At 38.7% G+C, this 26170-nt stretch carries 33 protein-coding genes and 1 pseudogene; 32 read left to right on the top strand and 2 right to left on the bottom strand.

The window, feature by feature from the left end:
- Positions 1-69 precede the first annotated feature (69 nt).
- The 20 genes from F0342_RS12790 to F0342_RS12880 all read left to right on the top strand — a co-directional run bounded on the left by F0342_RS12790 (position 70) and on the right by F0342_RS12880 (position 16376).
- Entirely contained in the window at positions 70-1275 is a 1206-nt protein-coding gene (locus F0342_RS12790; protein ID WP_149156308.1) for a phage portal protein, read from the top strand.
- On the top strand, positions 1238-1819 hold the full coding sequence (locus F0342_RS12795; protein ID WP_149156309.1) for an HK97 family phage prohead protease: 582 nt from the start codon (positions 1238-1240) through the stop codon (positions 1817-1819). The genes F0342_RS12790 and F0342_RS12795 overlap by 38 nt, the downstream gene beginning before the upstream one ends.
- Positions 1812-3191 carry a phage major capsid protein gene (locus F0342_RS12800; RefSeq protein ID WP_149156310.1) on the top strand — a complete coding sequence of 460 codons (1380 nt, stop codon included), beginning with the start codon at positions 1812-1814 and terminating at the stop codon, positions 3189-3191. The genes F0342_RS12795 and F0342_RS12800 overlap by 8 nt, the downstream gene beginning before the upstream one ends.
- 15 nt (positions 3192-3206) lie before the next feature.
- Positions 3207-3473 (top strand): head-tail connector protein, encoded by a 267-nt coding sequence (locus F0342_RS12805; protein WP_149156311.1) that lies wholly within the window; start codon positions 3207-3209, stop codon positions 3471-3473.
- Complete coding sequence (locus F0342_RS12810) at positions 3454-3786, top strand: hypothetical protein (protein ID WP_149156312.1); 333 nt, start codon at positions 3454-3456, stop codon at positions 3784-3786. The genes F0342_RS12805 and F0342_RS12810 overlap by 20 nt, the downstream gene beginning before the upstream one ends.
- Complete coding sequence (locus tag F0342_RS12815) at positions 3776-4105, top strand: hypothetical protein (protein ID WP_149156313.1); 330 nt, start codon at positions 3776-3778, stop codon at positions 4103-4105. Before F0342_RS12810 ends, F0342_RS12815 begins: the two co-directional genes overlap by 11 nt.
- Positions 4105-4485: an HK97-gp10 family putative phage morphogenesis protein gene (locus F0342_RS12820; protein ID WP_149156314.1), complete on the top strand. Its 381-nt coding sequence runs from the start codon at positions 4105-4107 to the stop codon at positions 4483-4485. The genes F0342_RS12815 and F0342_RS12820 overlap by 1 nt, the downstream gene beginning before the upstream one ends.
- 5 nt (positions 4486-4490) lie before the next feature.
- Positions 4491-5117 carry a major tail protein gene (locus tag F0342_RS12825; protein ID WP_262481734.1) on the top strand — a complete coding sequence of 209 codons (627 nt, stop codon included), beginning with the start codon at positions 4491-4493 and terminating at the stop codon, positions 5115-5117.
- 19 nt (positions 5118-5136) lie between these two features.
- The gene (locus F0342_RS12830; protein ID WP_149156316.1) at positions 5137-5529 is read left to right on the top strand and encodes a hypothetical protein; all 393 of its coding nucleotides are present in this window, start codon (positions 5137-5139) and stop codon (positions 5527-5529) included.
- Between the two features lie 234 nt (positions 5530-5763).
- Positions 5764-8526, top strand: coding sequence for a phage tail tape measure protein (locus tag F0342_RS12835; RefSeq protein ID WP_149156317.1), 2763 nt, complete (start codon positions 5764-5766; stop codon positions 8524-8526).
- Positions 8526-9239, top strand: a complete 714-nt coding sequence (locus F0342_RS12840; RefSeq protein WP_149156318.1) for a phage tail family protein — start codon at positions 8526-8528, stop codon at positions 9237-9239. Before F0342_RS12835 ends, F0342_RS12840 begins: the two co-directional genes overlap by 1 nt.
- The gene (locus F0342_RS12845) at positions 9239-10447 is read left to right on the top strand and encodes a phage tail spike protein (RefSeq protein WP_262481735.1); all 1209 of its coding nucleotides are present in this window, start codon (positions 9239-9241) and stop codon (positions 10445-10447) included. Before F0342_RS12840 ends, F0342_RS12845 begins: the two co-directional genes overlap by 1 nt.
- A 15-nt stretch (positions 10448-10462) precedes the next feature.
- Entirely contained in the window at positions 10463-10798 is a 336-nt protein-coding gene (locus F0342_RS25430) for a hypothetical protein (protein WP_262481736.1), read from the top strand.
- Positions 10799-10824: 26 nt separating this feature from the next.
- On the top strand, positions 10825-11301 hold the full coding sequence (locus F0342_RS12850; protein ID WP_149156319.1) for a hypothetical protein: 477 nt from the start codon (positions 10825-10827) through the stop codon (positions 11299-11301).
- 12 nt (positions 11302-11313) lie between these two features.
- A complete protein-coding gene (locus F0342_RS12855) occupies positions 11314-12141 on the top strand; it encodes a hypothetical protein (protein WP_149156320.1) in 828 nt (275 codons plus the stop codon).
- A 56-nt stretch (positions 12142-12197) separates the two neighbouring features.
- Entirely contained in the window at positions 12198-13172 is a 975-nt protein-coding gene (locus tag F0342_RS12860) for an acyltransferase family protein (protein WP_149156321.1), read from the top strand.
- 89 nt (positions 13173-13261) lie between these two features.
- Positions 13262-13543 carry a hemolysin XhlA family protein gene (locus tag F0342_RS12865; protein WP_149156322.1) on the top strand — a complete coding sequence of 94 codons (282 nt, stop codon included), beginning with the start codon at positions 13262-13264 and terminating at the stop codon, positions 13541-13543.
- Between the two features lie 12 nt (positions 13544-13555).
- The gene (locus tag F0342_RS12870; RefSeq protein WP_149156323.1) at positions 13556-13807 is read left to right on the top strand and encodes a hypothetical protein; all 252 of its coding nucleotides are present in this window, start codon (positions 13556-13558) and stop codon (positions 13805-13807) included.
- Positions 13804-14610, top strand: a complete 807-nt coding sequence (locus F0342_RS12875) for a peptidoglycan DD-metalloendopeptidase family protein (protein ID WP_262481742.1) — start codon at positions 13804-13806, stop codon at positions 14608-14610. The genes F0342_RS12870 and F0342_RS12875 overlap by 4 nt, the downstream gene beginning before the upstream one ends.
- Before the next feature lie 143 nt (positions 14611-14753).
- Positions 14754-16376 (top strand): SIR2 family protein, encoded by a 1623-nt coding sequence (locus tag F0342_RS12880; protein ID WP_149156324.1) that lies wholly within the window; start codon positions 14754-14756, stop codon positions 16374-16376.
- 275 nt (positions 16377-16651) lie between these two features.
- On the opposite strand, the gene F0342_RS12885 is transcribed toward F0342_RS12880, so the two are convergent.
- Both F0342_RS12885 and F0342_RS12890 read right to left on the bottom strand, forming a co-directional pair.
- Entirely contained in the window at positions 16652-16894 is a 243-nt protein-coding gene (locus F0342_RS12885; protein WP_149156325.1) for a hypothetical protein, read from the bottom strand.
- Positions 16891-17088, bottom strand: coding sequence for a helix-turn-helix domain-containing protein (locus F0342_RS12890; protein ID WP_149156326.1), 198 nt, complete (start codon positions 17086-17088; stop codon positions 16891-16893). The genes F0342_RS12885 and F0342_RS12890 overlap by 4 nt, the downstream gene beginning before the upstream one ends.
- Positions 17089-17213: 125 nt before the next feature.
- Here F0342_RS12890 and F0342_RS12895 point away from each other — a divergent pair, with 125 nt between their 5' ends.
- From F0342_RS12895 to F0342_RS12950, 12 genes and pseudogenes are all read left to right on the top strand, one after another.
- On the top strand, positions 17214-17405 hold the full coding sequence (locus F0342_RS12895) for a hypothetical protein (RefSeq protein WP_149156327.1): 192 nt from the start codon (positions 17214-17216) through the stop codon (positions 17403-17405).
- 137 nt (positions 17406-17542) lie between these two features.
- On the top strand, positions 17543-17773 hold the full coding sequence (locus F0342_RS12900; RefSeq protein ID WP_149156328.1) for a hypothetical protein: 231 nt from the start codon (positions 17543-17545) through the stop codon (positions 17771-17773).
- The gene (locus tag F0342_RS12905) at positions 17773-18954 is read left to right on the top strand and encodes an FtsK/SpoIIIE domain-containing protein (RefSeq protein WP_149156329.1); all 1182 of its coding nucleotides are present in this window, start codon (positions 17773-17775) and stop codon (positions 18952-18954) included. The genes F0342_RS12900 and F0342_RS12905 overlap by 1 nt, the downstream gene beginning before the upstream one ends.
- Complete coding sequence (locus F0342_RS12910) at positions 18869-19507, top strand: hypothetical protein (protein ID WP_149156330.1); 639 nt, start codon at positions 18869-18871, stop codon at positions 19505-19507. The genes F0342_RS12905 and F0342_RS12910 overlap by 86 nt, the downstream gene beginning before the upstream one ends.
- A 30-nt stretch (positions 19508-19537) precedes the next feature.
- Positions 19538-19840 (top strand): annotated as a pseudogene (radC, locus tag F0342_RS12915) (RadC family protein); the annotation flags it as partial.
- Positions 19841-20092: 252 nt separating this feature from the next.
- Positions 20093-21100 (top strand): rod shape-determining protein, encoded by a 1008-nt coding sequence (locus tag F0342_RS12920; RefSeq protein ID WP_149156332.1) that lies wholly within the window; start codon positions 20093-20095, stop codon positions 21098-21100.
- Positions 21101-21264: 164 nt separating this feature from the next.
- Complete coding sequence (gene mreC / locus F0342_RS12925) at positions 21265-22152, top strand: rod shape-determining protein MreC (RefSeq protein WP_149156333.1); 888 nt, start codon at positions 21265-21267, stop codon at positions 22150-22152.
- The gene (mreD, locus tag F0342_RS12930) at positions 22142-22663 is read left to right on the top strand and encodes a rod shape-determining protein MreD (RefSeq protein WP_188048528.1); all 522 of its coding nucleotides are present in this window, start codon (positions 22142-22144) and stop codon (positions 22661-22663) included. Before mreC ends, mreD begins: the two co-directional genes overlap by 11 nt.
- A gap of 85 nt (positions 22664-22748) precedes the next feature.
- Positions 22749-23429, top strand: coding sequence for a septum site-determining protein MinC (minC, locus tag F0342_RS12935; protein ID WP_149156335.1), 681 nt, complete (start codon positions 22749-22751; stop codon positions 23427-23429).
- 1 nt (position 23430) lies between these two features.
- A complete protein-coding gene (gene minD, locus F0342_RS12940) occupies positions 23431-24234 on the top strand; it encodes a septum site-determining protein MinD (protein WP_113969491.1) in 804 nt (267 codons plus the stop codon).
- Between the two features lie 262 nt (positions 24235-24496).
- The gene (locus tag F0342_RS12945) at positions 24497-25264 is read left to right on the top strand and encodes a M23 family metallopeptidase (RefSeq protein ID WP_149156336.1); all 768 of its coding nucleotides are present in this window, start codon (positions 24497-24499) and stop codon (positions 25262-25264) included.
- Entirely contained in the window at positions 25257-26123 is an 867-nt protein-coding gene (locus tag F0342_RS12950) for a M50 family metallopeptidase (RefSeq protein ID WP_188048529.1), read from the top strand. The genes F0342_RS12945 and F0342_RS12950 overlap by 8 nt, the downstream gene beginning before the upstream one ends.
- Positions 26124-26170 lie beyond the last annotated feature (47 nt).

The following is a 26170-nucleotide window of genomic DNA, read 5'->3' on the forward strand; positions in this document are numbered from 1 at the left end:
CCTTCTTTTATTTTAACAGAAAGAAATGAGATTTCAGTAAAATTATGTATATTAAAAGGCGGTGAGAAATTGGGATTAAGAGATCGATTCTCGAATTATCTTTATAATCAATTAGAAAAGCGCGGCATATTAGATGACATTTACTCTAATGGCATCCGGTATGGAGGAAGGTACGCAAATGATGACAATATCCTCGAATCAAGTGATGTGTATGAGCTTCTTCAAGATATCAGCAATCAATTAATGTTGGCGGATATCATAGTTGAAGATGAGGATGGAAATGAAATCAAGAATCATTCAGTATTTAAAATATTGAAGAACCCGAACAACTATTTAACCGGTTCCGAATTTATTAAGCTAATGGTTAACACTTACTTAATCCAGGGAGAAGTGTTCCCTGTCCTTGATGGAGATAGGATGCACCTTGCAACGAACGTTTATACTGAGCTCGATGATAGGTTGATAGAGCATTTTAAAATTGGAGGAGAGACCATCCCGCCATTTATGATCAGACACATCAAGAATATTGGAACAAACCATTTGAAAGGTATTGGGTTGCTGGAACTTGGCCGCAATACTTTGGAAGGTGTCATGAATGCTGAGAAGGTGCTCACTGATAAGTACAAGAAGGGTGGCTTACTTGCATTTCTTCTTAAACTAGATGCACATATCAACCCCCAGAATGGAGCACAGTCGAAGCTGATCAAAGCTATCCTGGACCAGTTAGAGTCAATTGATGATTCACGATCAGTAAAACTCATTCCTATGGGTAAAGGGTACACCATCGATTCACTCAAAAGCCCCATCGAGGATGAGAAGATCCTTGCCTTTCTGAATGTTTACAAAAAGGATTTAGGCAAGTTCTTAAATATCAATGTGGAGACATACCAGGAATTGATTAAATCTGATTTAGAAAAGGCTATGATGTACCTGCATAATAAAGCGGCTAAGCCGATAATGAAGAACTTCGAGGACCATATGAGTCTTCTTTTTTTTGGCCGAGATTCAGGAATGAGAATCAAGTTCAAGGTGAATATCCTCGACTTTGTGACTTATAGCACCAAGACAAATATCGGTTATAACATCGTGAGGACAGGAATCACATCACCGGATAACGTTGCTGACATGCTTGGATTTCCTAAACAAAATACTCCAGTGACTCAGGCTATCTATATATCAAATGACTTAACTAAGATCGGTGAGAAGAAAGCCACTGATGATTCTTTGAAGGGAGGTGATGAAAGTGACAAAGAAGAAGGAAACGCGGATAGTTGACATCACCAACCTTCAGACCCGGGACGGCACCGGTAATGAACCTGTGGTCATTAGTGGGTATGCTGCCGTATTTAATTCGAAGACATCGATTGGAGACTTTTTTGAAGAAGTGATTGCTCCTGGCGCCTTTGCTCGGACCATTTCTGAGAATGGAGATATACGGGCCTTATTCAATCATAACTGGGATCATGTGCTTGGCCGGACTAGAAACGGGACCTTGAAGGTAGAGGAAGACAACCGGGGTCTTAAGTTTGAAGTTGAGTTGCCGAACACCTCGCTTGCCCGGGACCTGGCCGAATCATTAAGGCGCGGTGACATTAACCAGTGCTCATTTGGTTTCTTTGCAACCAACGACACTTGGGACTATGCTGTGGAGCCGGCCGTTCGGACCTTGAATGAGATTGAACTTTATGAGATATCGGTGGTGTCAATACCCGCATACGAGGACACTGAGGTGTCTTTAAGAAGTAAAGAAATAGATGAACAGGTAGAGAAAAGAATTAAAATCTTAAATCAAATAAAGGGAGTTTTGGAGAATGAATAAAAAACAATTGCTTGCAATGCAAAAACGTAATAAGGCACGTTTAACTGAACTGCGTGGCCGTCTTGAAAAGAATGAAGTACGTGCTGAAGATCTTGAAACTGTTCAGACAGAGGTACAAGAGCTTGCTGATGAAGCTCAAGCAATTGCTGATGCTTTAGCAAACATGGATGGTGGAGATGGAGAAGATTCTGGAACAGGTGACGGTGAAGATCGTGATGGTACTGACGGAGAGGGAGAAGGCTCAGGAGACGAAGGTGCCACTGACTCTGGTGAAGATGATGAAGAACGCGGTCAAGGTGAAGGTGAAGAAGAGCAACGTTCCGGGATTCCTACGGAACAACGTGACGGGATCATGAAGAAGATCGGTGCAAGCCTTTCAACTCGTGGCCATAAGTCCACAAAAACCAAAGAAAAAGAGCTCCGTTCTGCATTCGCTAACTTTGTTGTTGGTAAGATCACTGAGTCTGAAGCTCGTTCACTTGGTGTGGAAGTCGGTAACGGTTCAGTTACAATCCCTGAAGTCATTGCTTCTGAAATCATTACTTATGCTCAAGAAGAGAACTTGCTGCGTAAATATGGATCTCGTCACAAAACAAAAGGTGATGTAAAGTACCCTGTCCTAGTTAAGAAAGCGGATGCCAATGTTAATAAGACTGAGCGTACCACTGATATTCCAGAAACAGATATCGAATTCGATGAAATTCTACTCGATCCAGCTGAGTTCGATGCATTGGCAACTGTTACGAAAAAGTTGCTTAAGATGTCTGGTGCTCCGATTGAGCAGATTGTTATTGAAGAATTGAAGAAAGCTTATGTTCGCAAAGAAACAAGCTACATGTTCAAAGGTGACGATGTGGGCAACGAAAACCCAGGTGCCTTGGCTAAGAAAGCAGTTGCGTACTATGAATCTACTCCAGTTGATATCGCTGCAGCTGGGTACTCTCAGAAGCTATACTCCCAACTGGTTAAGCTTAAAGGTCAGCCGGTCACTGAAGTGCTTAAGAAATCTATGTGGATTGTCAATCGTGCAGCCCTAACTATCCTTGAAGACATGACAGACACAACTGGCCGTCCATTACTTCACCAAGCGGCTGACGGTGTAGGGTACAAATTACTTGGCCACAAGATTGATTTCACGGATGCAGCCGATGGAGCGGATCCTACTAAACCAGTTTTCTATTTCGGTGACTTCAAAGCTTTCCACATTCAAGATGTCATCGGTGCAATGGAGCTGCAGAAGCTTGTTGAGAAATTCTCTGGTACTAATAAGGTGGGATTCCAAATTTATAACATCCTAGATGGTCAACTGGTATACTCTCCATTCGAGCCGGCTGTATATCGTTATGAAGTAGGAACTGTAGAGCCTGTTTAATAGGAGGAATGATTTATGACTGAAGAAGAATACCTTCTAAAGTTAAAAAGTCATATTCACTGGGAAGAGGGCATGGATGACACCATGCTCCCTTTTTATATTACCCAGGGAAAAAAATATGTTCAAAATGCCACTGGTAAAGAAGTTGATTATTTAGTGATCATGTGCGCTGGCATCTTTTATGAATATCGTGTGGCTGAAAAAGAACTGGGTGAAGCATTAAATGCCATGACTCCTTTCTTTGTTCAGGAGGGTTACTCAGATGTCGAAACGACAACTTAATAAATTAAAGTGGAATGCAGAGTTACTGAAACTTGGTGAAACTTTGGACCCTGAAACCGATCGTGTCGTGATGGGATATCCGAAAGAGCGGGACTTAAAATACAACAATATAGGAGTAACGGCATCGGATAAATTCACATTCAAAGATGCTCAGGAGATCATGAAGAAAATCGAGACTCGTCTTGACCGGGAAGTTGAGAACAATCAAAAAGAGTACCGGGTAAAAATCAATGACCGGATCTACGATATCGAAAGAATTTATGTGCGTGAAGATGAACGCATAATGGAGTTGAGTTTATCTTATGCAGATTAACTTCCAGCAGTTAAGGACAATCATGAAAGAGTCCGGGATCCCTGTATACCGTGACAGTGCTCCGACATCGGCAAGCTATCCCTATATCGAATATGAGTATGTAAATGAAACACATAAACGCGCTTCGTCAAAAGTTCTTAAGTCCATGCCCCTTTATCAAATAGCAGTGGTCACAACTGGGACAGAAACAGACTATGAACCTTTAAAAGATGTGTTTAATTCCTATGGAGTTTCTTACAGCCAATTTGAAGGGTTTCCTTATGACGAGAACGATGCCACCGTAACGCAGTTTATCACGATGGTGAGGTGCGTTAATTAATGGCTGCTGATAACAATGGATTTGCTGATGCACTTAAAGAAATTAATACATTAATCAAGGTGAATAAAAGAGTGGAGCTTGATGTCTTGGAAGAAGCAGCTGAATACTTTGTGAAGAAATTAAAACCGAAGATTCCTAAGTCCAGTCAAAGTGGAAAGCATTTACGTGATGCTCTAAAAGTGGTAGTTCATGACGATCATGTAAGTGTGGAATTTGAAGATTGGGCTTACTATTGGCACTTAGTAGAACATGGCCATAAAAAAGCAAATGGTCGTGGGAAAATTAAAGGACGCCACTTTGTTCAGAACACATTTGATGCTGACGGTGAAAAGATCGCGGACATTATGGTAGGCAAGATACTAGATAAAATGGAAGGATGAATGTAATGACAAAAGCACAAGAATTATTGTACCCGGTTGGTATTGAGTCCTTATTTATTACCTTTATGACCGGGGGTAAAGATACACGTGATGCCATTCCTACTTACGATACTCAAATCTATAGAATGGATAATATTGTTGAGATAGGAATAGCTGGAAACCTCTCTAATGTGGTGAAATGGGCTTCAAATAAAATGTTCGTAAATGCTTCTAAGAATTCAAATTTCACTCTATCTTTAACTCACGTTGCATTGCCCCAAGAGGTTAAAGATAAAATTAACGGAGTCACTGCAAATAAAGGGATTGTATTTAATAAAGCGGATGTTAAAGAATACCCTATGTTTGCTTTAGGCTTTATTGCTCCGTTGAGTGACGGCTCTAAAATTGCTCGTTGGTACCCGAGAGTACAGAAAACACCGTCTGATGAAACATATACAACTGTTACTGAAGAATCGGAAGTGAAGGATCAATCACTAACTATGAGTGCCACACCGTTACTTTTTAATAATGCAACGGAAGTAGATTTCTCAGAAGTACGTGACAGCGCAACAGGGATAACGGCTGAAGAATTCATGGCCCAAGTAGTAGCGGACGAATCTCAAATAGAAACATTATTCCCGACAACACCTTAATAGTTTAGGAGGAACATAGATGGCAAGATTAAGTGATTTAGTCAACATAAATATAAATCGGAATACAATCCAGATACAAGGGGTTGATATTCCGGTAATCTTTACGTTTAAATCTTTTCCATACGTTGAAGAAGCCTATGGTAAGTCATATGGAGCTTTCGAAAAGGATATGAACCAAATGCTTAGTAAAGGACAAATCACGCTAGGCAAGAACGAAATAAGACTTATGAATGCGTTAATTTATGCAATGGTTCGTAGTGGAGGAACAGATTGCACGATAAGTGAAATTGAAAATGCCATCCCCTTAAATGATCTATCAGGTATCTTTCAGGTGGCCCTGGATCTCTTTAACAATCAAAATTTCCAGAAGTCAGATATGGATAGAATAAAGACAGAAAAAAAAAGAACATAATTAGTCAAAACCAAGGTAAGTCCCAGTCTGAATTAGATTGGGACTTTTATTTTTATGTCGGGAATACATTACTTGGTTTGAGCATGAATGATTTTTTTGATATAACCCCTAATCATTTGCTTAAGCAATACATCAAGCATGTGGAATATCACAATCCAGATACATTGGTACCAGAGGGCTCAAGACAGGTTTATTCATTAGACCAGACACCCTTTATATAGGTGAGGTGAGATAATGGCAGATAAAGCAAAAAACGTCGTCTTGAATTTTAAGATGGACGGTCAGGTCCAATACGCTGAGACACTCAAGGATATTAATACAGTCATGAATACTGCTGCAAAAGAATACAAAAACCATATTGCAGCTATGGGTAATGATGCAAAAGTAACTGACAAACTTAGAGCTGAAAAGAAGAAGCTTGAGATCCAGATGGAAGCAGGTCAAAAGCGAACAAAAATGCTTCGTGCTCAATATGAAGCGATGAGTAAGGATACCAAAACCACCACCGGGCAGCTCACACGAATGTACAGTAAGTTACTTGACGCAGAGCGTGCGGAATCATCACTTCAAAAAGCAATGGATCGAGTAAATGGCGGATTAACTGAACAAGCCCAGGAAGCCCGGGATGCCCAAGACACTCTTGGAGACCTTAAGAAAGAGAGCGGGATCCTTGAAGCGGAACAGAAGAAATTAACAAGCGCATTTAAATTACAGTCTGCAGAGTTAGGTGATAATGCAACTGAATCAGAAAAGCTTGAATTAGCTCAAAGACAATTAAATGAACAAACGGATCTTACTGAAAGAACCATAGAGAACTTAGAGAAGCAGCTCGATGCTACAAAAAAGATTTACGGTGAAAATTCAATCGAAGTAATCAAAATGGAAACAAAATTGAATAATGCCCGAATAACCATGAATAAGTTTAGCGGTTCATTAGATAATGTCGAGAATAGCAGTGATGATGCAGGTGATGGTTTAGAATCGTTGGGTAAGAAGATGGACCTGAATAACATCATTGAGGCGACAGAGCTATTACAAGGTGTATCTGACAAGCTAATTGAAATTGGGCAGGCTGGCATGGAATCAGCATTGCAAGTTGGAGAGTCACAGACGAATTTACAAGCAAATCTAGGTGTAACTACATCAGAGGCAGAAGAATTAAACAATGTAGTTACTGACGTCTTCAAAAATGGTGTGGTTGGCAGTGTCGAGGAAGCAACGAAAGCGGTCATAATAATCAAGCAGAACTTCAAAGATTTAAATGAATCCGATTTAGAAAACTTAACAAATCAAATTACAACCCTCGCAAAACGAACTGGGACTGATGTACAGGAAAATGTTATCGCTGCACAAAAATTAATGTCTGAATTTGGGTTATCTGGCCAAGAAGCTATGGATCTGATTTCTGCAGGGTATCAAGATGGAATAAATAAGTCTGGTGACTTTACAGATACCATTAATGAATATGCCCCATTATTCGCTGATGCTCAATTTAGTGCAGGTGAGATGCTTACAGTCATGAAAAATGGGTTAGACGGTGGCGCACTAAACGCAGACAAAGCAGCTGATGCGATTAAGGAAATGCAAATTAGATTTGGTGACGGATCATTTGAAAACCAACTTGAAAACTTTTCATCAGGAACAGGTGATTTATTCGAAAAATGGCAGAACGGCGAAGCAACTATGGCTCAAGTAATGGAGAGTATAAAGGCCGATATTCAGAAGATGGACACTACCGATCAGCAAGCCGCCTTAACAAATTTAGGTACTCAATTCGAGGATCTTGGTGTCCGAGGAACGGTGTCAGTTCTCTCAGTAGGTGATGCTTTTGAAGATGTAACAGGAAAAGCAGATGAAATGGCACAAAAGAGCCCAGGTGAAGAATGGGAATCTTCATTAAGAGAACTAGAATCTTCTCTTGTTCCGATTGGACAGAATTTAATAGATGCGTTATCCCCAGTTATTGACGGATTGGCAAAGATGGGTGAATGGTTCACGAAATTACCGGGATCAATTCAAACCTTCATTGTCATTTTTGGAGCTGTTATTGCCATAGCTGCTATCGCGATCCCAATAGTACTAGGTTTAGCTGCAGCGGGGGCAGCCTTAAACATCGCATGGTTACCTATCATTGCGATTATATTAGCCGTTGCTGCTGCCATTGCAGGAATTATATTAGTCATTAAAAACTGGGGAGCTATTACAGAATGGCTTGGAGATAAGTGGGATCAATTTATTTCCTGGTTATATAAAAAAGTCCCCGAGCTCGCAGTGAAATTTGTCAGTTGGATAAATGACATGAAGCAAGGTGCAATAAATAAATTCAGCGAATTAGTTGTTGGTGGAATTAAAAAATTTGTGGGGCTAAAAACACAAGCAGGTAACGTAATTACCGGATTTAAAAATGATGTATTTAATAAAGCCAATGAGATAAAAACGGGATTTGTAAATAAAGCGAATGAATTAAAAGATGGGGCTGTAAATAAGTTTAACGATTTGAAAAATAAAGCCGGTTCCATTATGCAAAGTGCAAAAGATAAAATAGTTTCACCCATTGAATCCGCGAAAGTTAAGATTAGTGGAATAGTGGATATAATAACTGGTTTCTTTTCAGGAATGAAACTGAGTATACCTGAAATCAAATTACCTAGATTGCCAAAACCAAAGATTACAGGAAGCTTCAGCCTAACTCCACCAAGAGTGCCAACTATTAAGTGGAATGCAAAGGGAGCGATTTTCACACAACCGACCATTTTCGGCCAGAATGGAGGAAAGCTACAAGGAGGCGGAGAAGCGGGACCTGAAGCTGCTCTTCCTCTCAACGAGAAGACACTTGGAGATATTGGTCGAGGTATTGCCACTACCATGTCGCAGGTTAGAGATAACAGACCGATCATTCTACAAATAGATGGGAAGACTTTCGCACGTATAACAGGTGATTATATCGATACAGAAGGTGGGCATAGGATAAGGCGTATCCAAAGGGGGTTGGCATAATGTACGGGGTTACATTCAACGGAAAACATTCTTACAAACATTTTGGTATCACTATGCCACCAGAAAGAGAAATTGGTTTTCCATCTAAGGAAAAAATATTAGTAAAAGTACCATTTTCAAATGCTGAATATGATTTTAGTGAATTGTACGGTTCCCAGGCTTTTGGACCCAGGACCCTGAAATATTCTTTTAATGTATTTAATAGGAATTACTACACAAAAGAGACAATGAACATACAAAAGACAGTGATTATTAATTGGTTGATGAATAGCAAAGGAAAACAAAAGTTGTATGATGATGCAATCCCAGGTTATTATTTTTTGGTTGAAGTCGAAAGTGAAGCTTCTTTTGAAGAAGATTGGGAAACAGGAACATTAACAGTAACTTTTAAAGCCTATCCATTTATGATTGCTGAGTTGGAAGAAGGGCATGATCTATGGGAGGAAATTAACTTTGAATTAGATGTACTGCAGCCAATTGAATTTATTGTTAATGGATCAGTAACGGTTGATTTATTAAATAATGGCACACCAAATGTGTCTCCAAAGATTAAATCTACAGCTCCAATGAGCATCGTTATGAATGATGTAATTTATAACATTCCAACTGGGGAATTAGACAGCAATGATTTCGTACTCTATTCAGGTAAGAATTCTCTTATTATCAATGGGAACGGTACAATATCATTCCATTTTTATAAGGAGTTGATTTAATGTACAAAGTCAGCATAAAGAATGATGGAACCGAAACAGTTATACACAATCCAAATGTAAATAATTTAAAATTAGCATCTGGATCTATAAGAACAGAGATTAATAAAGTTGATTCATTTAATTTCTCTTTTTATATGAACAATCCTGGTTACGGTAAAATTAAACCCTTAAAAACCTTGATAAATGTATTAAACATGAAAACTGGGAAATATGAGTTTGAGGGGCGTGTATTAGGACCGAGTGATAATATGGACAGCAGTGGTTTGATCAATTCTTATTTTGAATGTGAAGGTGAATTAGGATATTTGCATGATTCTCAACAAAGACATTTGGAGTTCAGGGGAACACCAAAAGAGCTGTTGCAAACAGTATTAGAATACCATAACTCACAAGTTGAAGATTATAAGCATTTTCATTTAGGTGAAATGAATGTAACAAATTCAACAAATTATATATACCTGTATTTATCTGCTGAACAGGGGACTCTAGACATAATTGAAGAAAAGTTACTAGATAAACTAGGCGGAGAACTTCAAATACGTAAAGTAAATGGAGTTCGCTTTTTGGATTACCTAATTTCTATCGGAGAAGATAAAAACACAGAAATAAGAATGGAGAAGAATTTAGTAAGTATGTCCAAGGACGTTGATACAACTGAAATAGTAACCAGACTGACCCCACTTGGAGCTCGTATAAAAAGTGAAAATGAAAACTCGACTGATGCTTCACAAGCAAGAGTAACAATCGAAGAAGTAAATAACGGTTTACCATATCTTGATGACGAAGCGTTAATAAAAGAGTTTGGTATACAAGGTGGTTCGGTAATCTGGGATGATGTAACAATAAGTGAAAACTTGAAAACTAAAGGACTTGAGTGGATCAACAAACAAAAAACAGCTCATGTACAGTACCAAATAAACGCAATTGATTTATCGTTAATTGGATTGGCTTTTGAGTCATTTGAGAGGGGGGATACTTTCCCCCTTATCAATCCTGTCATGTGTATAAATGAGAGATTAAGGGTAATTGGGAAAACACTTGAAATTAATAGTCCTCAAGACACTAATTTAACTATTGGGGATAAGTTTAAAACGTTGAATGAATATCAATCTGATGTAAATAAATCCACAAAAAAAGTTTTAGATTTGGAAAATACAGTTGGCGTTCTAACTGAACGAATTAATTCTTGGAAATTTGAACTTTTATAAAGGGAGTGATATTTCGTGGCAATTCCACAAGTTATACAAGAACTCGCAAGTAAAATTCGGAGTGCAGTGTACGGTAGAGAAGTAAGAGAATCCATTGCTCAATCAATAGAAGTCACTGGAAACACTGCTGACAATGCAAAAAAACTATCAGATAATATCCAAGCACAAGTAAACGTATTAACTGTTGAAGGTGATTCATCTGTTGAAGCAGCTCAGGCTCGGGTGGATGCTGTAGGCATTTCATATGCCACTTTAAAGGATAGGCTTGACTCAGAACAGATAGTAGTATCTGAGTATGAACCATTAAGTGCCGATATGTGGTACGAGGAAAAAAATGATCAGTCAATTTAGATTTATAGAATGGAGTGTGCTAAAGAATGGCAGAAAAAAGCATACAAATAAAACAACATAATGGCACAGATTGGGATAGTTTATTTCCAAAAACAAAAGCAAAAATAACAATGATGGATGATGGTACTACAGTAGAATCTACAATGGCTGAAATAATAATATCACTTGCAAGTAAATTAAACCTTGATGAAGTAAATGCTGAAATTAAAAAAGTAGTTGGTGCAGCACCTGCTGCACTTGACACATTGCAAGAATTATCAATTGCATTGAATAACGATCCGGATTTTGCTACAAATATAACAAATAGCTTATCTAATAAAGTGGACAAGGTCTTGGGGAAACAGCTATCAACAGAAGATTTTTCAACCTCATTAAAAAACAAATTAGCATCAGGTGTTTACACAAAACAAGAAGTAGACAATAAAATATCCGAGAGTACTACAGGAATCCCAGTTTCAACAAATGAACCAACTAATGCCGAACTTTGGTTTCAAGTTTTATAAGGAGGTAATCACATGACTAATAGAAATATACAAATGAAAAAGAGAAATGGAACTGAGTGGGACAATTTATATCCTATTACAAAAGCCAATAATGTATATGATGAACACGGTAATCCGGTTGGTGAGCAATTAGAAAATGCAACTTCTAGAATTAATGTTATTAATGGACTGAGAACGGAAACTAAAAATATTTATGTCGATGTGAATTTAGGTAATGATGCAATTGGTGATGGGTCTGAATCAAACCCCTTTAAAACTATCCAAAAAGCTGTAGATATGATTCCGAAAATCATTAACAAGGATCATTATATAAAGTGTAAGCCTGGCGATTATAATGAAGAAGTGGTTATACAATCAATTAACGGAGCGGGTATCTTTATAACTTGTCCTGAAGCTAATCCAGATCCATCTCAAGCCACAGGCTTCTCTGTTGTTTCTATTTCTTTCTATGACTGTGCTGGTTACTGTGTTGTTCAAAATTTTGATTCTTTTGCGGGAGATACATTCAATGCAAGGGCGCACATTTTATTTAGCCGATGCGCGTATGGATCGGTAGGCAGTTCTCGGTTTGATTCCTGGGCGAAAAACAATGGTACTGGTAAACCAGATATTTTATTTGATGGTTCGGTAGGTAGCATACAATCAAATTATTTCAACAATCAACACAGGTGTCTTCAAGCTATGAATGGTAGTCAAGTTAGAGTGGATGATACAAATACAGCCGTTGGTGATTCTACTTACGGATTAACTGCTCAAGCAGCCACAATATACAAAAATGGTAATGTTACATTTTCTGCAACCTTCCCGGAGCAAAAACTTCAAGGAGGACAAATTTGGTAAAGGAACGGAATTCCACCTCTTAATGTCGTATAATTACTATTTGGAGGGGGATTTACATGATTAATAAAAGATTAGAAAGTTTAGATATTGCAAAAGGGTTACTAATTATCTTGGTAGTACTTGGTCACTCTACATTTGAATTTACGGATATTATTTATTGGTTCCACATGCCTGCATTCTTTATAATAAGCGGTTTATTGTATAAAGAAAAAACTTTGAAATTAATCAAGTTGTTTACATCCTTATTTATCCCCTTTTTGGTTTACATCATATTAAATGTCTTCATACGATGTATTACGAATCCAAATTTTGAGGGGATAAACGATGTAACAATGTTATTAGAGCGGCATCTTTATAATGGCAAAGTAATAGGTGGAGTGTTTTGGTATATCCCTGTTTTTTTCATGACTAAAGTGATGTTTGATAGCTTATACAAGGTTTTTGAAAAACAAATTTGGGTCATAATGTTTATTTGTTATGGGGCAGCTCACTTAATTTCAATTTATTTAATTCCAGATTTAAATAATTATTTTAATACTTCTAAGACTTTGGTTTTACCTTGGGATTTAGATGTTGTATTAATGGCGGTATGGTATTACTATATTGGTTTTTTAATTAAGAACTTTGTAAGTAAAATAGATTATAAAATAGCAATGTTTACATTCATTCTCTGTATCGGTTTTATTCTTGCTAATGGAATATTCGATATAAATTATCACCTCGATATGAAATATTCATATTATAAAGCTTTGATTTTGGATACTTTTATCCCACTTCTGTTTACCATTTTTACATTAGCATTGAGTTCACTTATATTAAAATCGAAACTGAACAATTTGTTCTCTTATATAGGGAAAAAATCAATGTACATTATGTTTTTACACATTCCAATATGTGCTTCGATATTAGAAATTAATAATTATATAATTTTCACAATAGTTGGAGTAGTGATCCCCTTAGGAATAGCTTTTGTGATTGAGCAAAATAGATACACAACTTACATTTTCACTGGTAAGCAACCAAGTATGTAGTTACTAAAGAGCCAAAACCGGCTCTTTTTTATTTTCCCTTTTAAAGGAGGTGATCCCACTCATGAAAAATAGAGAAGGGGGTAATGGCCATGTCAAATACGGTGGAGGTACAACATGATATGAATCATTATGAGAAAGATATTGTGGAAATGAAGAGTGACATTAAAATCCTCGAAAAAGAAGTCAGTGACCTGAAAAGCACGACCACACGACATGAGGAACAGATCACCACACTCAACAAGACACTTAACAAAATTGATGAAAATACAACTTGGATTAAAAGGAAAATAACTGGCGCAATCATAACGGCAATTAGCTCTGGTGTCATTGGAGGAGCAATTGCTATTTTTTATGGTTTTATTCAGAAATAGGAGGAATGTAATTTGGAACAACTATTATCTTTAGACTTTGGAGCCTATGTCGCACTTGCGTTTATTCTTTATGTGATTCGTGAATCTGGAAAGGTCCCTAACAGCTTAATCCCTGTTGTGGGGCTTTTTTTAGGACTGGGATTCGCCTTTTTCGAGTATAGAGACTTTGACTTTGATGTGATGTTAGAAGGAATCAAGTATGCCATGTTGGGTGTCGGGACCGTCGCAGGTATTAAATATGCTCAAGAAAAGAGGGATTTATAATGGATTTCATCTATCCAGCAAAAGGTAGAATCACTTCTCGTTTCGGTAAAGACTTTCTGAATGGTGTGGCCAGAATGCATAATGGCATTGATATTGCTCAGATTGGTGTAAATGAGGTAGTTGCTTCTGCTAGTGGCAAAGTATCAAAGTCTTATTTATCGTCATCCTACGGAGAGTGTGTACGTGTTTTGCACGAGATAAACGGGCAGACTTGGGAAACTCTTTATGCCCACATGAAAACCGGGTCCAGGAAGGTAAAAGAAGGTGAATATGTTACACAAGGTCAACCTCTCGGAATCATGGGGAACACAGGGTATTCCTTTGGCCAACATCTTCACTTTGAGATGCACAAAGGAAGATGGAATATTGATAAGAGTCAGGCTGTGGATCCATTGGATTATCTGTTGAAGGATCTTTCTTCTTCTTCTTCCTCAAGCGTTCATACAGTAAAGTCTGGAGATACACTTTGGGAGATTGCTAAGGACAATCATCTTTCAGTGAGTGAGTTAAAATCATTGAACGGATTAAAGTCTGATGTGATTCATCCTGGGGATAAACTAACATTATGCGGATCATTATCCCATGTAGGGAAAAGGGCAGAATGTAAAGTGGCCAAACTGAGATTTTACTCTAAGCCATCTTGGAATGATGAATATGTGGTTGACTATCTCACTCAAGGTTATGGATTTCCAACAATCGTAAGAAAATTGAAAGTAGACGATGCTTATCAGTTTGAAGTGAAGAACTCAAAGGGCAAAACGTTTTATGTAACAGCCAATGAAAAATATATCCGAGTAGAATAATGGAATACGGATTGGATAATACTAATACTCAGCTAGAATAATTTCCTTCCCATGTCAAAAGCCCTTCTCAATCGAGAGGGGATTTTTCTTTTTTATGGTAATTTGTATATAATGAAGTATACCAAGGTAGTATCACAAAAAAAATGGATGGTGAGAATTTGGGGACAATTTTGGATAGATTGATAGAAAATAATGAATTCCCAGTTGTTTTTATTGGTGCAGGTATTTCAAAAAGATATCTAGAAAACTTCCCTGACTGGACCAGTTTATTGGAGGAATATTGGACGGGGATGGGGTTAAGTAATTTTTACGGTGAGTTTAATAATTTGATAGATCAATTGAGGAAAACAAAACCTTCACTTTCTGAAAAAGAACTAGAGCACTTTTCGAATATATCTATGGGATCTCTAATTGAAAGAAAATACAATGCTACATTTAACGCAGGACAAGTTCACATCCCTAACTTCACTCCAAAAGATGCATTTAAAATGAAGGTATCTCCCTTTAAAAAAGCTCTGTCGGAACGATTTAAAGCTTATAAATTCAAGGATGAAATGGATCATGAGTACCAAGCTTTTAAAAGAATGCTTTTAAAAACTCAAATAATGCTAACCACTAACTATGACAAATTTATTGAAGACTCCTACAATAATGATAGCACTTATAAAATCACAAAATATATTGGCCAAAATGGTTTCTTTAAAGAGACCTTCGGGTTTGCAGAACTTTACAAGCTTCATGGCTGTATTGATACTCCTAATGAAATAATTATCTCAGAATCAGATTATGATAGGTTTGAGAAGAACTCAGTCTTAATTAGTGCAAAAATAATTTCAATGATGATGCATTCTCCAATTATCTTTTTAGGTTACTCATTGACAGATATAAATGTGAGAGCAATCATAAAGGACTTCACTCAGTCATTATCTGAGGAGGAGATTCAAATCTTAGAAGATAGACTGGTTTTGGTTGAATGGAAACAAGGTGAACAAGAATTTATTGAGGAAGTAATAAATGACAAAGATTTGGGTTGCAAATTAAAGGTAATCAAAACTGACAATTATGAAAAAATTTATAAAACAATTAGTTCAATTAATCAAGGAATAGCACCATCGGAGGTTAGGAAGTACCAACATGTTATTAAAGAACTTATTATCGACAGAGGAAAAAAAGGAGCATTAAATTCTGTTTTGCTATCACCTGATGAACTTGATAATTTGGAAGAAAATCTTAAAACTAAAAATATTACTGTTGCATTAGGCGATGCAAAATACATTTTCCAGATTCCTGACATTATTAATTATACGCTCGATTATATAACTGACAAAGATGAAATTAGCAACGAGATTAGAATGAGGTTTGCGGTAAACCAAAACGGAACAGCACGTTTCCCAATTCATAAGATTTTAGATCGGGAATTAATACAAAAAAGTGGATTGCATCCTACAGAAAAAGATAAGCTAATTCAAAAAATAAAAAGGGTATCAAACTTCAATGAGCATTTTGATACTATAGTTAGTTCATCGGTGATAAAGCAAAACACTAATTCTGTTGAAGAGATTGTAGGGTTGAAAAATACAAAAAAGTCAAAAATATATGAGACGTTGTCCTTTAATTTAAAGAGGTTAAACTTAGAAGAAGTAAGGGTATTTTTAATTAAAGAGTTAGAAGAATTGAAGGAAGTTGGGGAAATTAAAATGATAACAGAATTAAGAAGGCTACTATTGCTATACGATATACTAAAATACAAAGGAGGCAATGCCTAACCACCAGAGTGATTGCCAATTGCCTCCCTGCTCTTACATAATATTATATGTTAATTATAGGAATTGGATACTTTTAAGTCAATGAAAATTTATTCCATTTTAAGAATACAAAGTAGTAAATGTTAAGCTGAAGTGACACCACAAACTACAAAGGCCCACAAGATAATCCCTTCTCACTTGAGAGGGGATTTTTTATTTTCTTCTTTTATATTTTGTCCATATCATCAATCGTACATATGGCATCATAAACTTTATCCGGATCTAACTCCATTTCTTTAAAACGGGAGATCACTTCTTCCTAGGTCATTTTCAAAGGTTTCCACCTCTTCCTTTATATCCTCTTCATCATTAACTATTATCTTTTCTACTAACATGTCACGGCAGCCATGTTCCCTCCACACCTGGTATTTCCACTTAGAAGCAAGTTCAGGTAATTTATTTCTGCTGCATCTGAATCGATTAAATCTAAGTATACCAGTGTCCTCGATTCTTATATGTAATTCCATTTCAAAGTTCACCCTTTATCCCTCCTGTAAAGATCATCTACTTTCACGCCTAATAAGTCGGCTAGGATAAAGGCTTTTTCTAATGGAGGCATACTTTCTCCTTTTTCATATTTTCGAAGCATTCTAACACTCACACCTAACTTATTCGCAATAAAATCCTTTCTTAATCCACTTTCCTTTATGTATTCCTCTAACTTACATATCATACTATCACCTCACTTGTCTTATTCCACGTTGAAAAATAAATCCCTTTATTGTCATTAAATTTCAATTGGACATACATTCATAGTTCCTAACTGCATACATTGAAGTATACAAAGTCAGAAAGGAGATGGTCCCAATCGAACCTTTTACATTCGGGATAGTCGCAACAAGCATATTTGGAGGGGGTTTATTAGTTGTTACAGCCCTGGAAAAGAGTGGAGTATCCATTAATGAGGACTTACTGGTGATCGTAGTCAAAGTTATCGAAGCCGGTGCGTTTCTCAAACTCATGGCACTGGTCAGTAAATTGTTCTTGTAGTGTTCTATTCATTGTAGTGTTCTCTACTTGCTATAGCCTATATTAGGGCTTGTACGGTCGTAGACAATGAAAACAACTTGATATATTATCATATATCTTTTTCCGATGCTTCTCATCGTAAAAAAAGGAGGGATTTTATGTTATCGAAATATCGTGATGATGGATTAGATAAAAAGATGGAATGGGGTACTGCGAGAAAGTCAGCACTTGAAAAAGGCCTAGAGGGGTTCATGAAGGAGATTGATGAAGATGAAGAACTTGGGTTGTATTATATTAGTTCACATTGGATGGAAAACCCTAAATACATTTGTAAAACGAAGGGATTGAAAGGTGATGTAGTGATAGGGTGGAAAGGTATTCATTACTAATGATCGAATTACTAACCATCCCAGCCGTTATATTAGGTGCCGCCCTCATCCCCCGTAAACGTAACGATAAACGGACCATTCAACAGGTGCTTATCAACCGTAAGATATGCTTCAAAAAAGGTGATAACCTTATCTACCCTAAACTGGAATCTACTCACGACAGAGGGACACACACCACATACATCTACACGCTACCAAAGGGGATGCCTAGCGAAGTTTTCGACACTATACTGCCGGCATTAAAAGAAGCCCTTAACAGGGAAGTGGAGTACGAATATGAAGGGGTGATGAAATTGAGAGTGTTCAAAGGGAAGCTACCGAAAAAATGGAGCTATGATAAGTCGTTGATCCAAAAAGGAACATGGGAGGTCCCTATAGGGAAGAATCATCAAGGGATCCTTTACCACAATTTTGAACACTACCCACACATACTTGTAGGAGGTGTGACTAGATTCGGTAAAACAGTGTTCATGAAAGAAACTTTTCACACTCTCATGATGAACATGGGTGACGATGTAGAGTTTTATATACTCGATTTAAAGGCAGGGTTAGAGTTCTATAAGTATAAAGCATTCCCACAGGTTAAAGAGGTTGCCTGTGATGTATATGAAGCAGCTGAAACTCTTATAAACGTGACAGATGAGTTAAAGCGCAGAGAATTAATGTTCAGAGACAAAGGGTATACGAACATACTGGACACTCCTATCAAGAAGCGAACATTCATCATAGTTGATGAAGGGGCTGAATTGTCCCCTAATATCGTGAAGGATAAGAAGGGGAAAAAGTACGCAGAGTTTTGTCAGGCTTCCCTGAGTGAAATCGCTCGTATTGGTGGGGCGGTGGGTATGCGATTAATTTATGCGACACAGTATCCAACAAAAGAGGCGGTCCCTATGCAAGTGAAAATGAACATTGTAGCCCGTATGTCCTTTATATGTGCGTCACGTATTGCAAGCCAAGTGTTATTGGATGAAGTTGGGGCTGAAGATTTACCTTCTATACCGGGAAGGGCCATATACATGGTTGAGAAGAAACGCACGGTCCAGGTACCATACATTGACGATAAAATCATTTACGACATGATGGAGGGAGAACATGAGACAAGAAAGACTAGAAAGTCTGTTAATGACCATCGACCGATTGGGGATAGTGAAGATAAAGCATCTACAACACATTCATAAGTTAGGCAGCTACCGTAATGCCTGTAAAATCGTGAATGGCTTGAGTGAATACACCCATCAAAAATACTGGAACAAAGAAAAGGTTATCTATCTAAACGAGAAGGCTCGGAAGCTTATCGATTCTGAACACAGCGTTACAATGTCACTTAACACAGAACATTACCTATTAAGGAACGACATCTATATCCACTTCGGTTGCCCTCATGATTGGGATATCGAACACACCTTTGAAACGGTTACAGAACCACTCTCACGGACAGATATTATTATCCAAGGGATAAAGCCTTCAAACAAAAGAAAGCTTGTCACAGACGCTTATTTCACGCGTAACGGCTATGCTTATTTAATAGAGATTGATAACAAGCTGAACATGGCAGATAATCGAAAGAAGGTGAGCAATTATGCGGAGGTTCTTCCACTTATACGTAAAAATTTCAACGGTGCGCCTATTCTCTATTTTTTTACCCACACCAAGGATCGTAAAAAGAAGCTATCTACGTGGTTAAAAGATCGTGGCATCCGGCATGAAGTAATTCTGTACGATGAAATTTAACCTAGAATAAAAATCTGTATTTATGTAAGGTACATATGCTTATACCTCAATACAAAGAATCAAGTTCTCCACAAGCAAACCATCTTTATTGGAAGTCTGAATGCTTCCATCGTGCACCCCCGGGAGGTCTTCAAGGAAGCCTTCCGACGATCCGCCGCATCGATCATTTGTATCCATAACCATCCATCGGGAGATCCGACTCCAAGCAGAGAAGATATTGAAGTGACAAAAAGATTAGTGGAATGTGGTCGAATCATTGGTATTGATATACTCGATCATCTTATAATAGGGGAGAAGAAGTTTATCAGTTTAAAGGAAAAAGGGTATTTATGACACTATGATTTTTTTCCTGGTTGCGATATAATTAAGCTTATGATTTTTATGAACAATATGGTGATTCAATATAACGCAGTCTTTGAAAAGAGAGAGTCATTCTTTAGGGAATGAGTCTTTTCGTTATGCATGAACGAACAATTATTGTGACAAAAATTACGAGGATAGAGAGTGATTGGACAACTCTCCTGTGAAAACACATATAAAACGTTAAAAACCAGCCAATTTGTATCAGAAAGGGAGATACCATTCATGTTTGGAACGAAAGATTTAGGGATTGATTTAGGAACAGCTAACACATTGGTGTACTTGAAAGGCAAAGGGATTGTCGTTCGCGAACCTTCTGTTGTAGCACTTCAAACAGATAACAAGCATATCGTTGCAGTCGGAAATGATGCTAAGAACATGATCGGTAGAACACCGGGAAATGTCGTGGCTCTTCGCCCGATGAAAGATGGGGTAATCGCTGACTACGAAACAACAGCCACGATGATGAAGTATTACATAAGACAAGCGACACGGAATAAAGGAGCTTTTTCAAGAAAACCTTACGTCATGGTCTGTGTACCTTCAGGTATTACCGGTGTTGAAGAAAGAGCGGTCATCGATGCAACAAGACAGGCGGGAGCAAGAGATGCTTACACGATCGAAGAACCATTTGCCGCTGCGATTGGTGCAAACCTGCCAGTATGGGAACCGACAGGAAGTATGGTCGTAGATATCGGTGGAGGAACGACGGAAGTAGCAATCATCTCTTTAGGAGGAATCGTGACAAGTCAGTCGATCCGTGTAGCCGGGGATGAGATGGATGATGCCATCATCAACTACATCCGCAAAACGTATAACCTGATGATCGGGGACCGTACAGCGGAGACGATCAAAATGGAAGTGGGTTCTGCCGGTGATTCTGAAGGAATTGAAGCAATGGAGATTCGCGGACGTGACCTTTTGACTGGTTTACCGAAAACGATCGAAGTAACGGCAATTGAAATTGCATCTGCTCTTCATGATACCGTATACACAATTGTCGATGCCGTTAAGAGTACTTTAGAGAAAACACCGCCAGAACTCGCGGCTGACATCATGGACAGAGGAATTGTCCTGACAGGTGGCGGGGCGCTTCTTCGTAATCTTGACAAAGTCATCAGCGATGAGACGAAAATGCCGGTCCTCATTGCAGAGGAGCCTTTGGATTGTGTGGCAATCGGTACGGGGAAAGCACTTGACCACATCCACCTATTTAAAAATCGAGGGAAATAATAATAAATAATGAAATGGGGGACGGTTCCTTAGGATGCTTGGATAGCCTTAAGGTCGGCCCCATCTTTTTTCGAACAACCATGAATATTTTGACGAATGATATCAAAAATAAGCGATTTTTGATATAGTATTTACTAGAATGAGAAAAGGTTGAGGTGTACATCATGCCACAATTCTTCCTGAATAAACGTTTGATCATTCTGCTCGTCAGTGTCATAGTCCTTGTTGGATTAATCGGATTTTCTTTGCGGGAGCGAGATAGCATCAGCTGGCCTGAGCAGTTTGTAAAAGATATGGTAGGATTCGGACAGTCATTGGTTTCAAAACCTGTTAACTATGTAGCGGGAGTTGTTGAAAACGTTCAAGATCTTCAAAATACATACACAGAAAATGAAAAATTGAAAACACGCTTAGATGAATTAGTGAAACTTGAAACAAAGGTGAAAGACCTGAAACAAGATAATAATGAATTAAGGGCGGTCCTTGAAAAGAAGGAAGATCTTCGTGCCTATAACACGATTCAAGCTACCGTCATTGCAAGGAATCCTGATCGCTGGCAAGAGCTCCTGACGATTGATAAGGGAGAAGTGAACGGGATTAAATCAGACATGGCCGTCATTTCATCGGCTGGATTGATCGGAAAGATAAAAAGCGTAAATGAATTTTCGTCTACTGTCGAATTAATTTCGACCAATAATACAAAAAACCGGATTTCCAGTGTGATACAAGGGAAAGAACAAGACATCAACGGGTGGATTGAAGGGTACGACAGTGATAAAAAAGAAATTTTGGTTAAGCGGATCTCCAACGATATGAAAGTTGACAAAGGCTCTAAAGTGATGACATCGGGATTGGGAGGAGTATTCCCTAAGGGGCTGGTCATCGGGGAAGTGAAAGAAGTAAAACCGGATCAATACGGGTTGACTCAAACGGCATATGTAAAGCCTGCTGCTGATTTTTATCACTTGGAGCACGTCATGGTCATCGACCGTGACATCCAGGGTGTGACGGAACAGGAAGCGGATGCTGAGGAGGATGGCAATGATCAGTAGGCTCCTCCTTCCGTTTATGACCCTGCTTTTCTTTTACAGTGAAAGTTTATTTGTCCATCTTTTTCCAAATGAAGAGTGGTTTGATCAGAAAATCATTGTTCCACATTTTCTGATTATTGTGCTGTTCTTTATTTGTGCATTTTATCAGTACCGAACTGCATTGCTTTATGGTTTCATCTTTGGCTTTCTATTTGATATTTATTACACAGAAATCAATGGCATTTACTTAGTGCTCTTCCCATTTGTCATATTTTTATCTCACCAGATGATGAGAATTTTACATAATAACCTTTTGGTATTGGGAATTATTTCACTTGTGAACCTTTCCGTATTGGAGTTTTTGGTGTATCAAATCAATTTAATTATTCAACGGACTGATTTGACGTTTATGCAGTTCGTGGACTGGCGTTTGTGGCCGACATTGGTCCTTAATATATTGTTTTATTTAGTTGTGGCATTTCCACTCAGGAACTATCTTCTCCGAAAACGGAAAGAGTGGCTGGATGATTAAATTCTAATAGTAATTTTTTCATAAAAAGAGGAAATGGCACTGCTTATGTCGAATTTAATAGACGACTGAGGTGAAAAATTGCGCCATGAATAAAAAGCCAAATGTGATGATAAAAGGAACAAAAGAAGGACTGACTCTTCATCTCAATGATCAATGCTCCTTTCATGAGTTAAAGAAGGAATTGGACGATAAGCTGTCTGCCCATTACCGGGAAACAGAAGGTACTCCCCTGCTCACGGTCAATATCCAGACAGGGAATCGCTACCTGACGGATGATCAAGTGGAAGAGTTGAAAGAAATCGTAAGACAAAAACGTAATTTAGTAGTGAATGAAGTATGGAGTAATGTGATTACAAAGAATGAAGCAGAGAAACTCATAGATGAACGAAATATAGAAACTCTAACCGGCGTGATCCGGTCGGGACAAGTCGTGGAAGTATCAGGAGACATCCTTATTGTCGGCGATGTCAATCCCGGCGGGAAGGTGCTGGCTGGAGGGAATATTTACATATTGGGTTCGTTGAAAGGAATTGCCCATGCCGGCCACAACGGAAATATGGAGGCAGTCATCGTTGCATCAAAAATGGTTCCATCCCAGCTCCGGATAGGGGATTCCCTGAACCGGGCACCTGATCGGGTGGAAGAAGACGATGACCACGAAATGGAATGTGCTTATGTCGATGATCAGGGGCAAATTGTTGTGGATCGATTACAAGTTTTAAAGCATCTTAGACCAAATATTACTAGTTTTAAAGGAGGAAGCTAATGTGGGTGAAGCCATAGTTGTTACTTCAGGTAAAGGTGGAGTGGGAAAGACGACTACTTCTGCCAATGTTGGTACAGCATTAGCTCTACAAGGCAAAAAGGTTTGTTTAATTGATACAGATATCGGCCTCAGAAACCTGGATGTGGTGATGGGACTCGAAAACAGGATCATTTATGACTTAGTAGACGTTGTAGAGGGCCGCTGTAAAGTACACCAAGCTCTGGTGAAAGATAAGCGTTTCGAGGATAAACTATTTTTACTGCCAGCTGCACAAACAAGTGATAAATCCGCTGTTAACCCTGAGCAAATGAAGAAGCTAGTAGTAGATTTAAAGCAAGACTATGATTATATCATTATTGATTGTCCTGCGGGGATCGAGCAGGGGTATAAGAATGCTGTGGCGGGTGCCGATCGTGCGATTGTCGTCACGACACCTGAAATTTCAGCTGTACGGGATGCCGATCGAATCATCGGTTTACTGGAGAAAGAGAATATTGAACCGCCGAAACTCGTCATTAACCGCATACGCAATCATATGATGAAAAACGGTGAAATGTTGGATGTAGATGAAATCACAGCCCATCTTTCCATTGATCTTCTTGGGATTGTAGCCGACGACGATAATGTGATCAAATCTTCCAATAAAGGTGAGCCCATCGCTCTTGATTCAACAAGCAAAGCCTCCATTTCCTATCGGAATATTGCCAGACGAATCTTGGGTGAATCGGTTCCGTTACAGTCTCTGGAAGAAGAACGGGCAGGAGTCTTTTCAAGAATTAAAAAATTATTTGGTGTAAAAGCATAAGATTCATTCAGTCCCGGTAAAGCGCATCGAGCGTTTTGCCGGGACTTTTTTATTTTCCCCATGAATATTCTTTCAGGACAAGTCATACATTGTAGCAAATCATATGTAATCGAATGGATCTCTTTTTAATATGGATCTAACACCCCTTGTCCCTCATCATGACCAGAATCATTTAGTATAGAATCACTCTTGAACGGGGTGATGCACCTAGAATTGAATCAGACGTTTATGAAACAATACCTTATAAAAAGGAATGGTGTACATGGGGAATCGTGCGGATGAAATACGTAAGCGGATAGCGAAACGAAAGAAAACGAATTCAGGCGAGAACTCTTCATACTTTCTCCCATCGGACGAGGAGCGCTATGGATTGGAACGACAGACAAGCTTTGAAGGTGGACCGCCACCTGAGGGAGTGCATCCATTATTCAAAAAGGAAACCTTTATGCTTAAGATACTTGGAGCGGGAATCATGGTATTAGTGACGGCGATTATGTTTAAGAGTTCTTCACCTGTTTTCAATGAGGCGAAATCCGTTGTCACGAAAACCATGGATACAGAATTCCAGTTTGCCGCCATTTCGACGTGGTATGAGGACCAGTTTGGAAAACCATTAGCGTTATTACCGACAAGTAATACCAAGAAAGAACCCTCTACTGAGCAAAGTGCGGAATATGCCGTACCAGCGTCAGGGAAGGTCGTTGAAAATTTTAAAACCAATGGACAAGGCATCATGCTTGAAACGGGCTTGGGGGAAGATGTAGCAGCGATGAAGGGAGGCTTGATTATATTTGCAGGTAAGAAAGAAGAGCTGGGGAACACAGTCGTTATTCAACATGCAGACAAATCAGAATCCTGGTATGGTCACCTCGAATCGATTGATGTGAAACAGTATGAATCGATCGAGAAGGGAGCTCTTGTAGGCAAGGTTTCCACCAGCAGTCAGAACGATGTGACAGGAGAGTTCTATTTCGCGATTAAAATGGGTGATACGTTTATCGACCCGATACAGGTGATGTCATTTGACTAATTTCATTTCACTTTTGAAAAAATTTCATGTGCACCCTTTGCTTTGGCTCGTCATAGCCATTGCCATTATGACGGCTCATTTTTTTGAACTGATTCTGCTTCTCTTCATCATTACGATCCATGAATTGGGACATGGACTGATGGCCCATTCATTTTCCTGGAGAGTAAAGAAAATTGCCCTATTGCCTTTTGGTGGGGTTGCGGAGATGGATGAGCATGGAAACCGATCTTTGCGGGAGGAATTCTGGGTGGTGGCTGCGGGTCCCTTGCAGCACATATGGCTCATAGCCTTAGGTTGGGGGCTTATGGAGACCGGCGTGATCAGCCCCGACTCATTTTCGCTCTATTTTCAGTTGAATATGATGGTGCTGCTGTTTAATCTTCTTCCCATTTGGCCGTTGGATGGAGGGAAGATGGTTTCCTTACTTTTAGCCACGAAGCTTAATTATTTGAGAGCGTATGAATACACGCTTCTCTTTTCTTTTGGTTTATTATTGCTGTTCCACCTGGTTGTACTCATCATCGCTCCTCTTCATTTAAATCTGTGGATCGTTCTTTCATTCCTGTACTTTTCATTATGGGTGGACTGGAAACAGAGGCGGTATGCGTTTATGAAGTTTTTGTTAGAGCGGTATTACGGGAAGAGTCATCAATTTGTGGAACTGCGGCCACTTCCCATTGAAAGCGAAGATTCTATTATTACAGTAGTGGAGAAGTTTCAGCGGGGGGTAAAGCATCCCCTCGTTGTCTTTGAAAAAGGGATTGAAGTAGGGAAGCTGGATGAAAATGAACTGCTCCATGCCTTTTTCGCCGAAAAGATGACCTCGGCCAAAACGAAGGATCTCCTCTACCTTTATTGACGAATGAAGACGAACTGTATAAAGTAAGGGCATACTGGTAAAAGGGT

Origin of the sequence: Bacillus sp. CH30_1T (genome assembly GCF_008364765.1) — a bacterium.
Classification (GTDB): domain Bacteria; phylum Bacillota; class Bacilli; order Bacillales; family Bacillaceae_B; genus Rossellomorea.

What these genes read in the sequence shown, in the direction of transcription:
- F0342_RS12795 (WP_149156309.1), top strand. Translation starts at nt 1,238, where the DNA reads ATGAAAGTGACAAAGAAGAAGGAAACGCGGATAGTTGACATCACCAAC.
- F0342_RS12800 (WP_149156310.1), top strand. Translation starts at nt 1,812, where the DNA reads ATGAATAAAAAACAATTGCTTGCAATGCAAAAACGTAATAAGGCACGT.
- F0342_RS12805 (WP_149156311.1), top strand. Translation starts at nt 3,207, where the DNA reads ATGACTGAAGAAGAATACCTTCTAAAGTTAAAAAGTCATATTCACTGG.
- F0342_RS12810 (WP_149156312.1), top strand. Translation starts at nt 3,454, where the DNA reads ATGTCGAAACGACAACTTAATAAATTAAAGTGGAATGCAGAGTTACTG.
- F0342_RS12815 (WP_149156313.1), top strand. Translation starts at nt 3,776, where the DNA reads ATGCAGATTAACTTCCAGCAGTTAAGGACAATCATGAAAGAGTCCGGG.
- F0342_RS12820 (WP_149156314.1), top strand. Translation starts at nt 4,105, where the DNA reads ATGGCTGCTGATAACAATGGATTTGCTGATGCACTTAAAGAAATTAAT.
- F0342_RS12825 (WP_262481734.1), top strand. Translation starts at nt 4,491, where the DNA reads ATGACAAAAGCACAAGAATTATTGTACCCGGTTGGTATTGAGTCCTTA.
- F0342_RS12830 (WP_149156316.1), top strand. Translation starts at nt 5,137, where the DNA reads ATGGCAAGATTAAGTGATTTAGTCAACATAAATATAAATCGGAATACA.
- F0342_RS12835 (WP_149156317.1), top strand. Translation starts at nt 5,764, where the DNA reads ATGGCAGATAAAGCAAAAAACGTCGTCTTGAATTTTAAGATGGACGGT.
- F0342_RS12840 (WP_149156318.1), top strand. Translation starts at nt 8,526, where the DNA reads ATGTACGGGGTTACATTCAACGGAAAACATTCTTACAAACATTTTGGT.
- F0342_RS12845 (WP_262481735.1), top strand. Translation starts at nt 9,239, where the DNA reads ATGTACAAAGTCAGCATAAAGAATGATGGAACCGAAACAGTTATACAC.
- F0342_RS12850 (WP_149156319.1), top strand. Translation starts at nt 10,825, where the DNA reads ATGGCAGAAAAAAGCATACAAATAAAACAACATAATGGCACAGATTGG.
- F0342_RS12855 (WP_149156320.1), top strand. Translation starts at nt 11,314, where the DNA reads ATGACTAATAGAAATATACAAATGAAAAAGAGAAATGGAACTGAGTGG.
- F0342_RS12860 (WP_149156321.1), top strand. Translation starts at nt 12,198, where the DNA reads ATGATTAATAAAAGATTAGAAAGTTTAGATATTGCAAAAGGGTTACTA.
- F0342_RS12865 (WP_149156322.1), top strand. Translation starts at nt 13,262, where the DNA reads ATGTCAAATACGGTGGAGGTACAACATGATATGAATCATTATGAGAAA.
- F0342_RS12880 (WP_149156324.1), top strand. Translation starts at nt 14,754, where the DNA reads ATGGATGGTGAGAATTTGGGGACAATTTTGGATAGATTGATAGAAAAT.
- F0342_RS12890 (WP_149156326.1), bottom strand. Translation starts at nt 17,088, where the DNA reads ATGATATGTAAGTTAGAGGAATACATAAAGGAAAGTGGATTAAGAAAG.
- F0342_RS12895 (WP_149156327.1), top strand. Translation starts at nt 17,214, where the DNA reads ATGGTCCCAATCGAACCTTTTACATTCGGGATAGTCGCAACAAGCATA.
- F0342_RS12900 (WP_149156328.1), top strand. Translation starts at nt 17,543, where the DNA reads ATGTTATCGAAATATCGTGATGATGGATTAGATAAAAAGATGGAATGG.
- F0342_RS12905 (WP_149156329.1), top strand. Translation starts at nt 17,773, where the DNA reads ATGATCGAATTACTAACCATCCCAGCCGTTATATTAGGTGCCGCCCTC.
- F0342_RS12910 (WP_149156330.1), top strand. Translation starts at nt 18,869, where the DNA reads ATGAGACAAGAAAGACTAGAAAGTCTGTTAATGACCATCGACCGATTG.
- F0342_RS12920 (WP_149156332.1), top strand. Translation starts at nt 20,093, where the DNA reads ATGTTTGGAACGAAAGATTTAGGGATTGATTTAGGAACAGCTAACACA.
- mreC (WP_149156333.1), top strand. Translation starts at nt 21,265, where the DNA reads ATGCCACAATTCTTCCTGAATAAACGTTTGATCATTCTGCTCGTCAGT.
- mreD (WP_188048528.1), top strand. Translation starts at nt 22,142, where the DNA reads ATGATCAGTAGGCTCCTCCTTCCGTTTATGACCCTGCTTTTCTTTTAC.
- minC (WP_149156335.1), top strand. Translation starts at nt 22,749, where the DNA reads ATGAATAAAAAGCCAAATGTGATGATAAAAGGAACAAAAGAAGGACTG.
- F0342_RS12945 (WP_149156336.1), top strand. Translation starts at nt 24,497, where the DNA reads ATGGGGAATCGTGCGGATGAAATACGTAAGCGGATAGCGAAACGAAAG.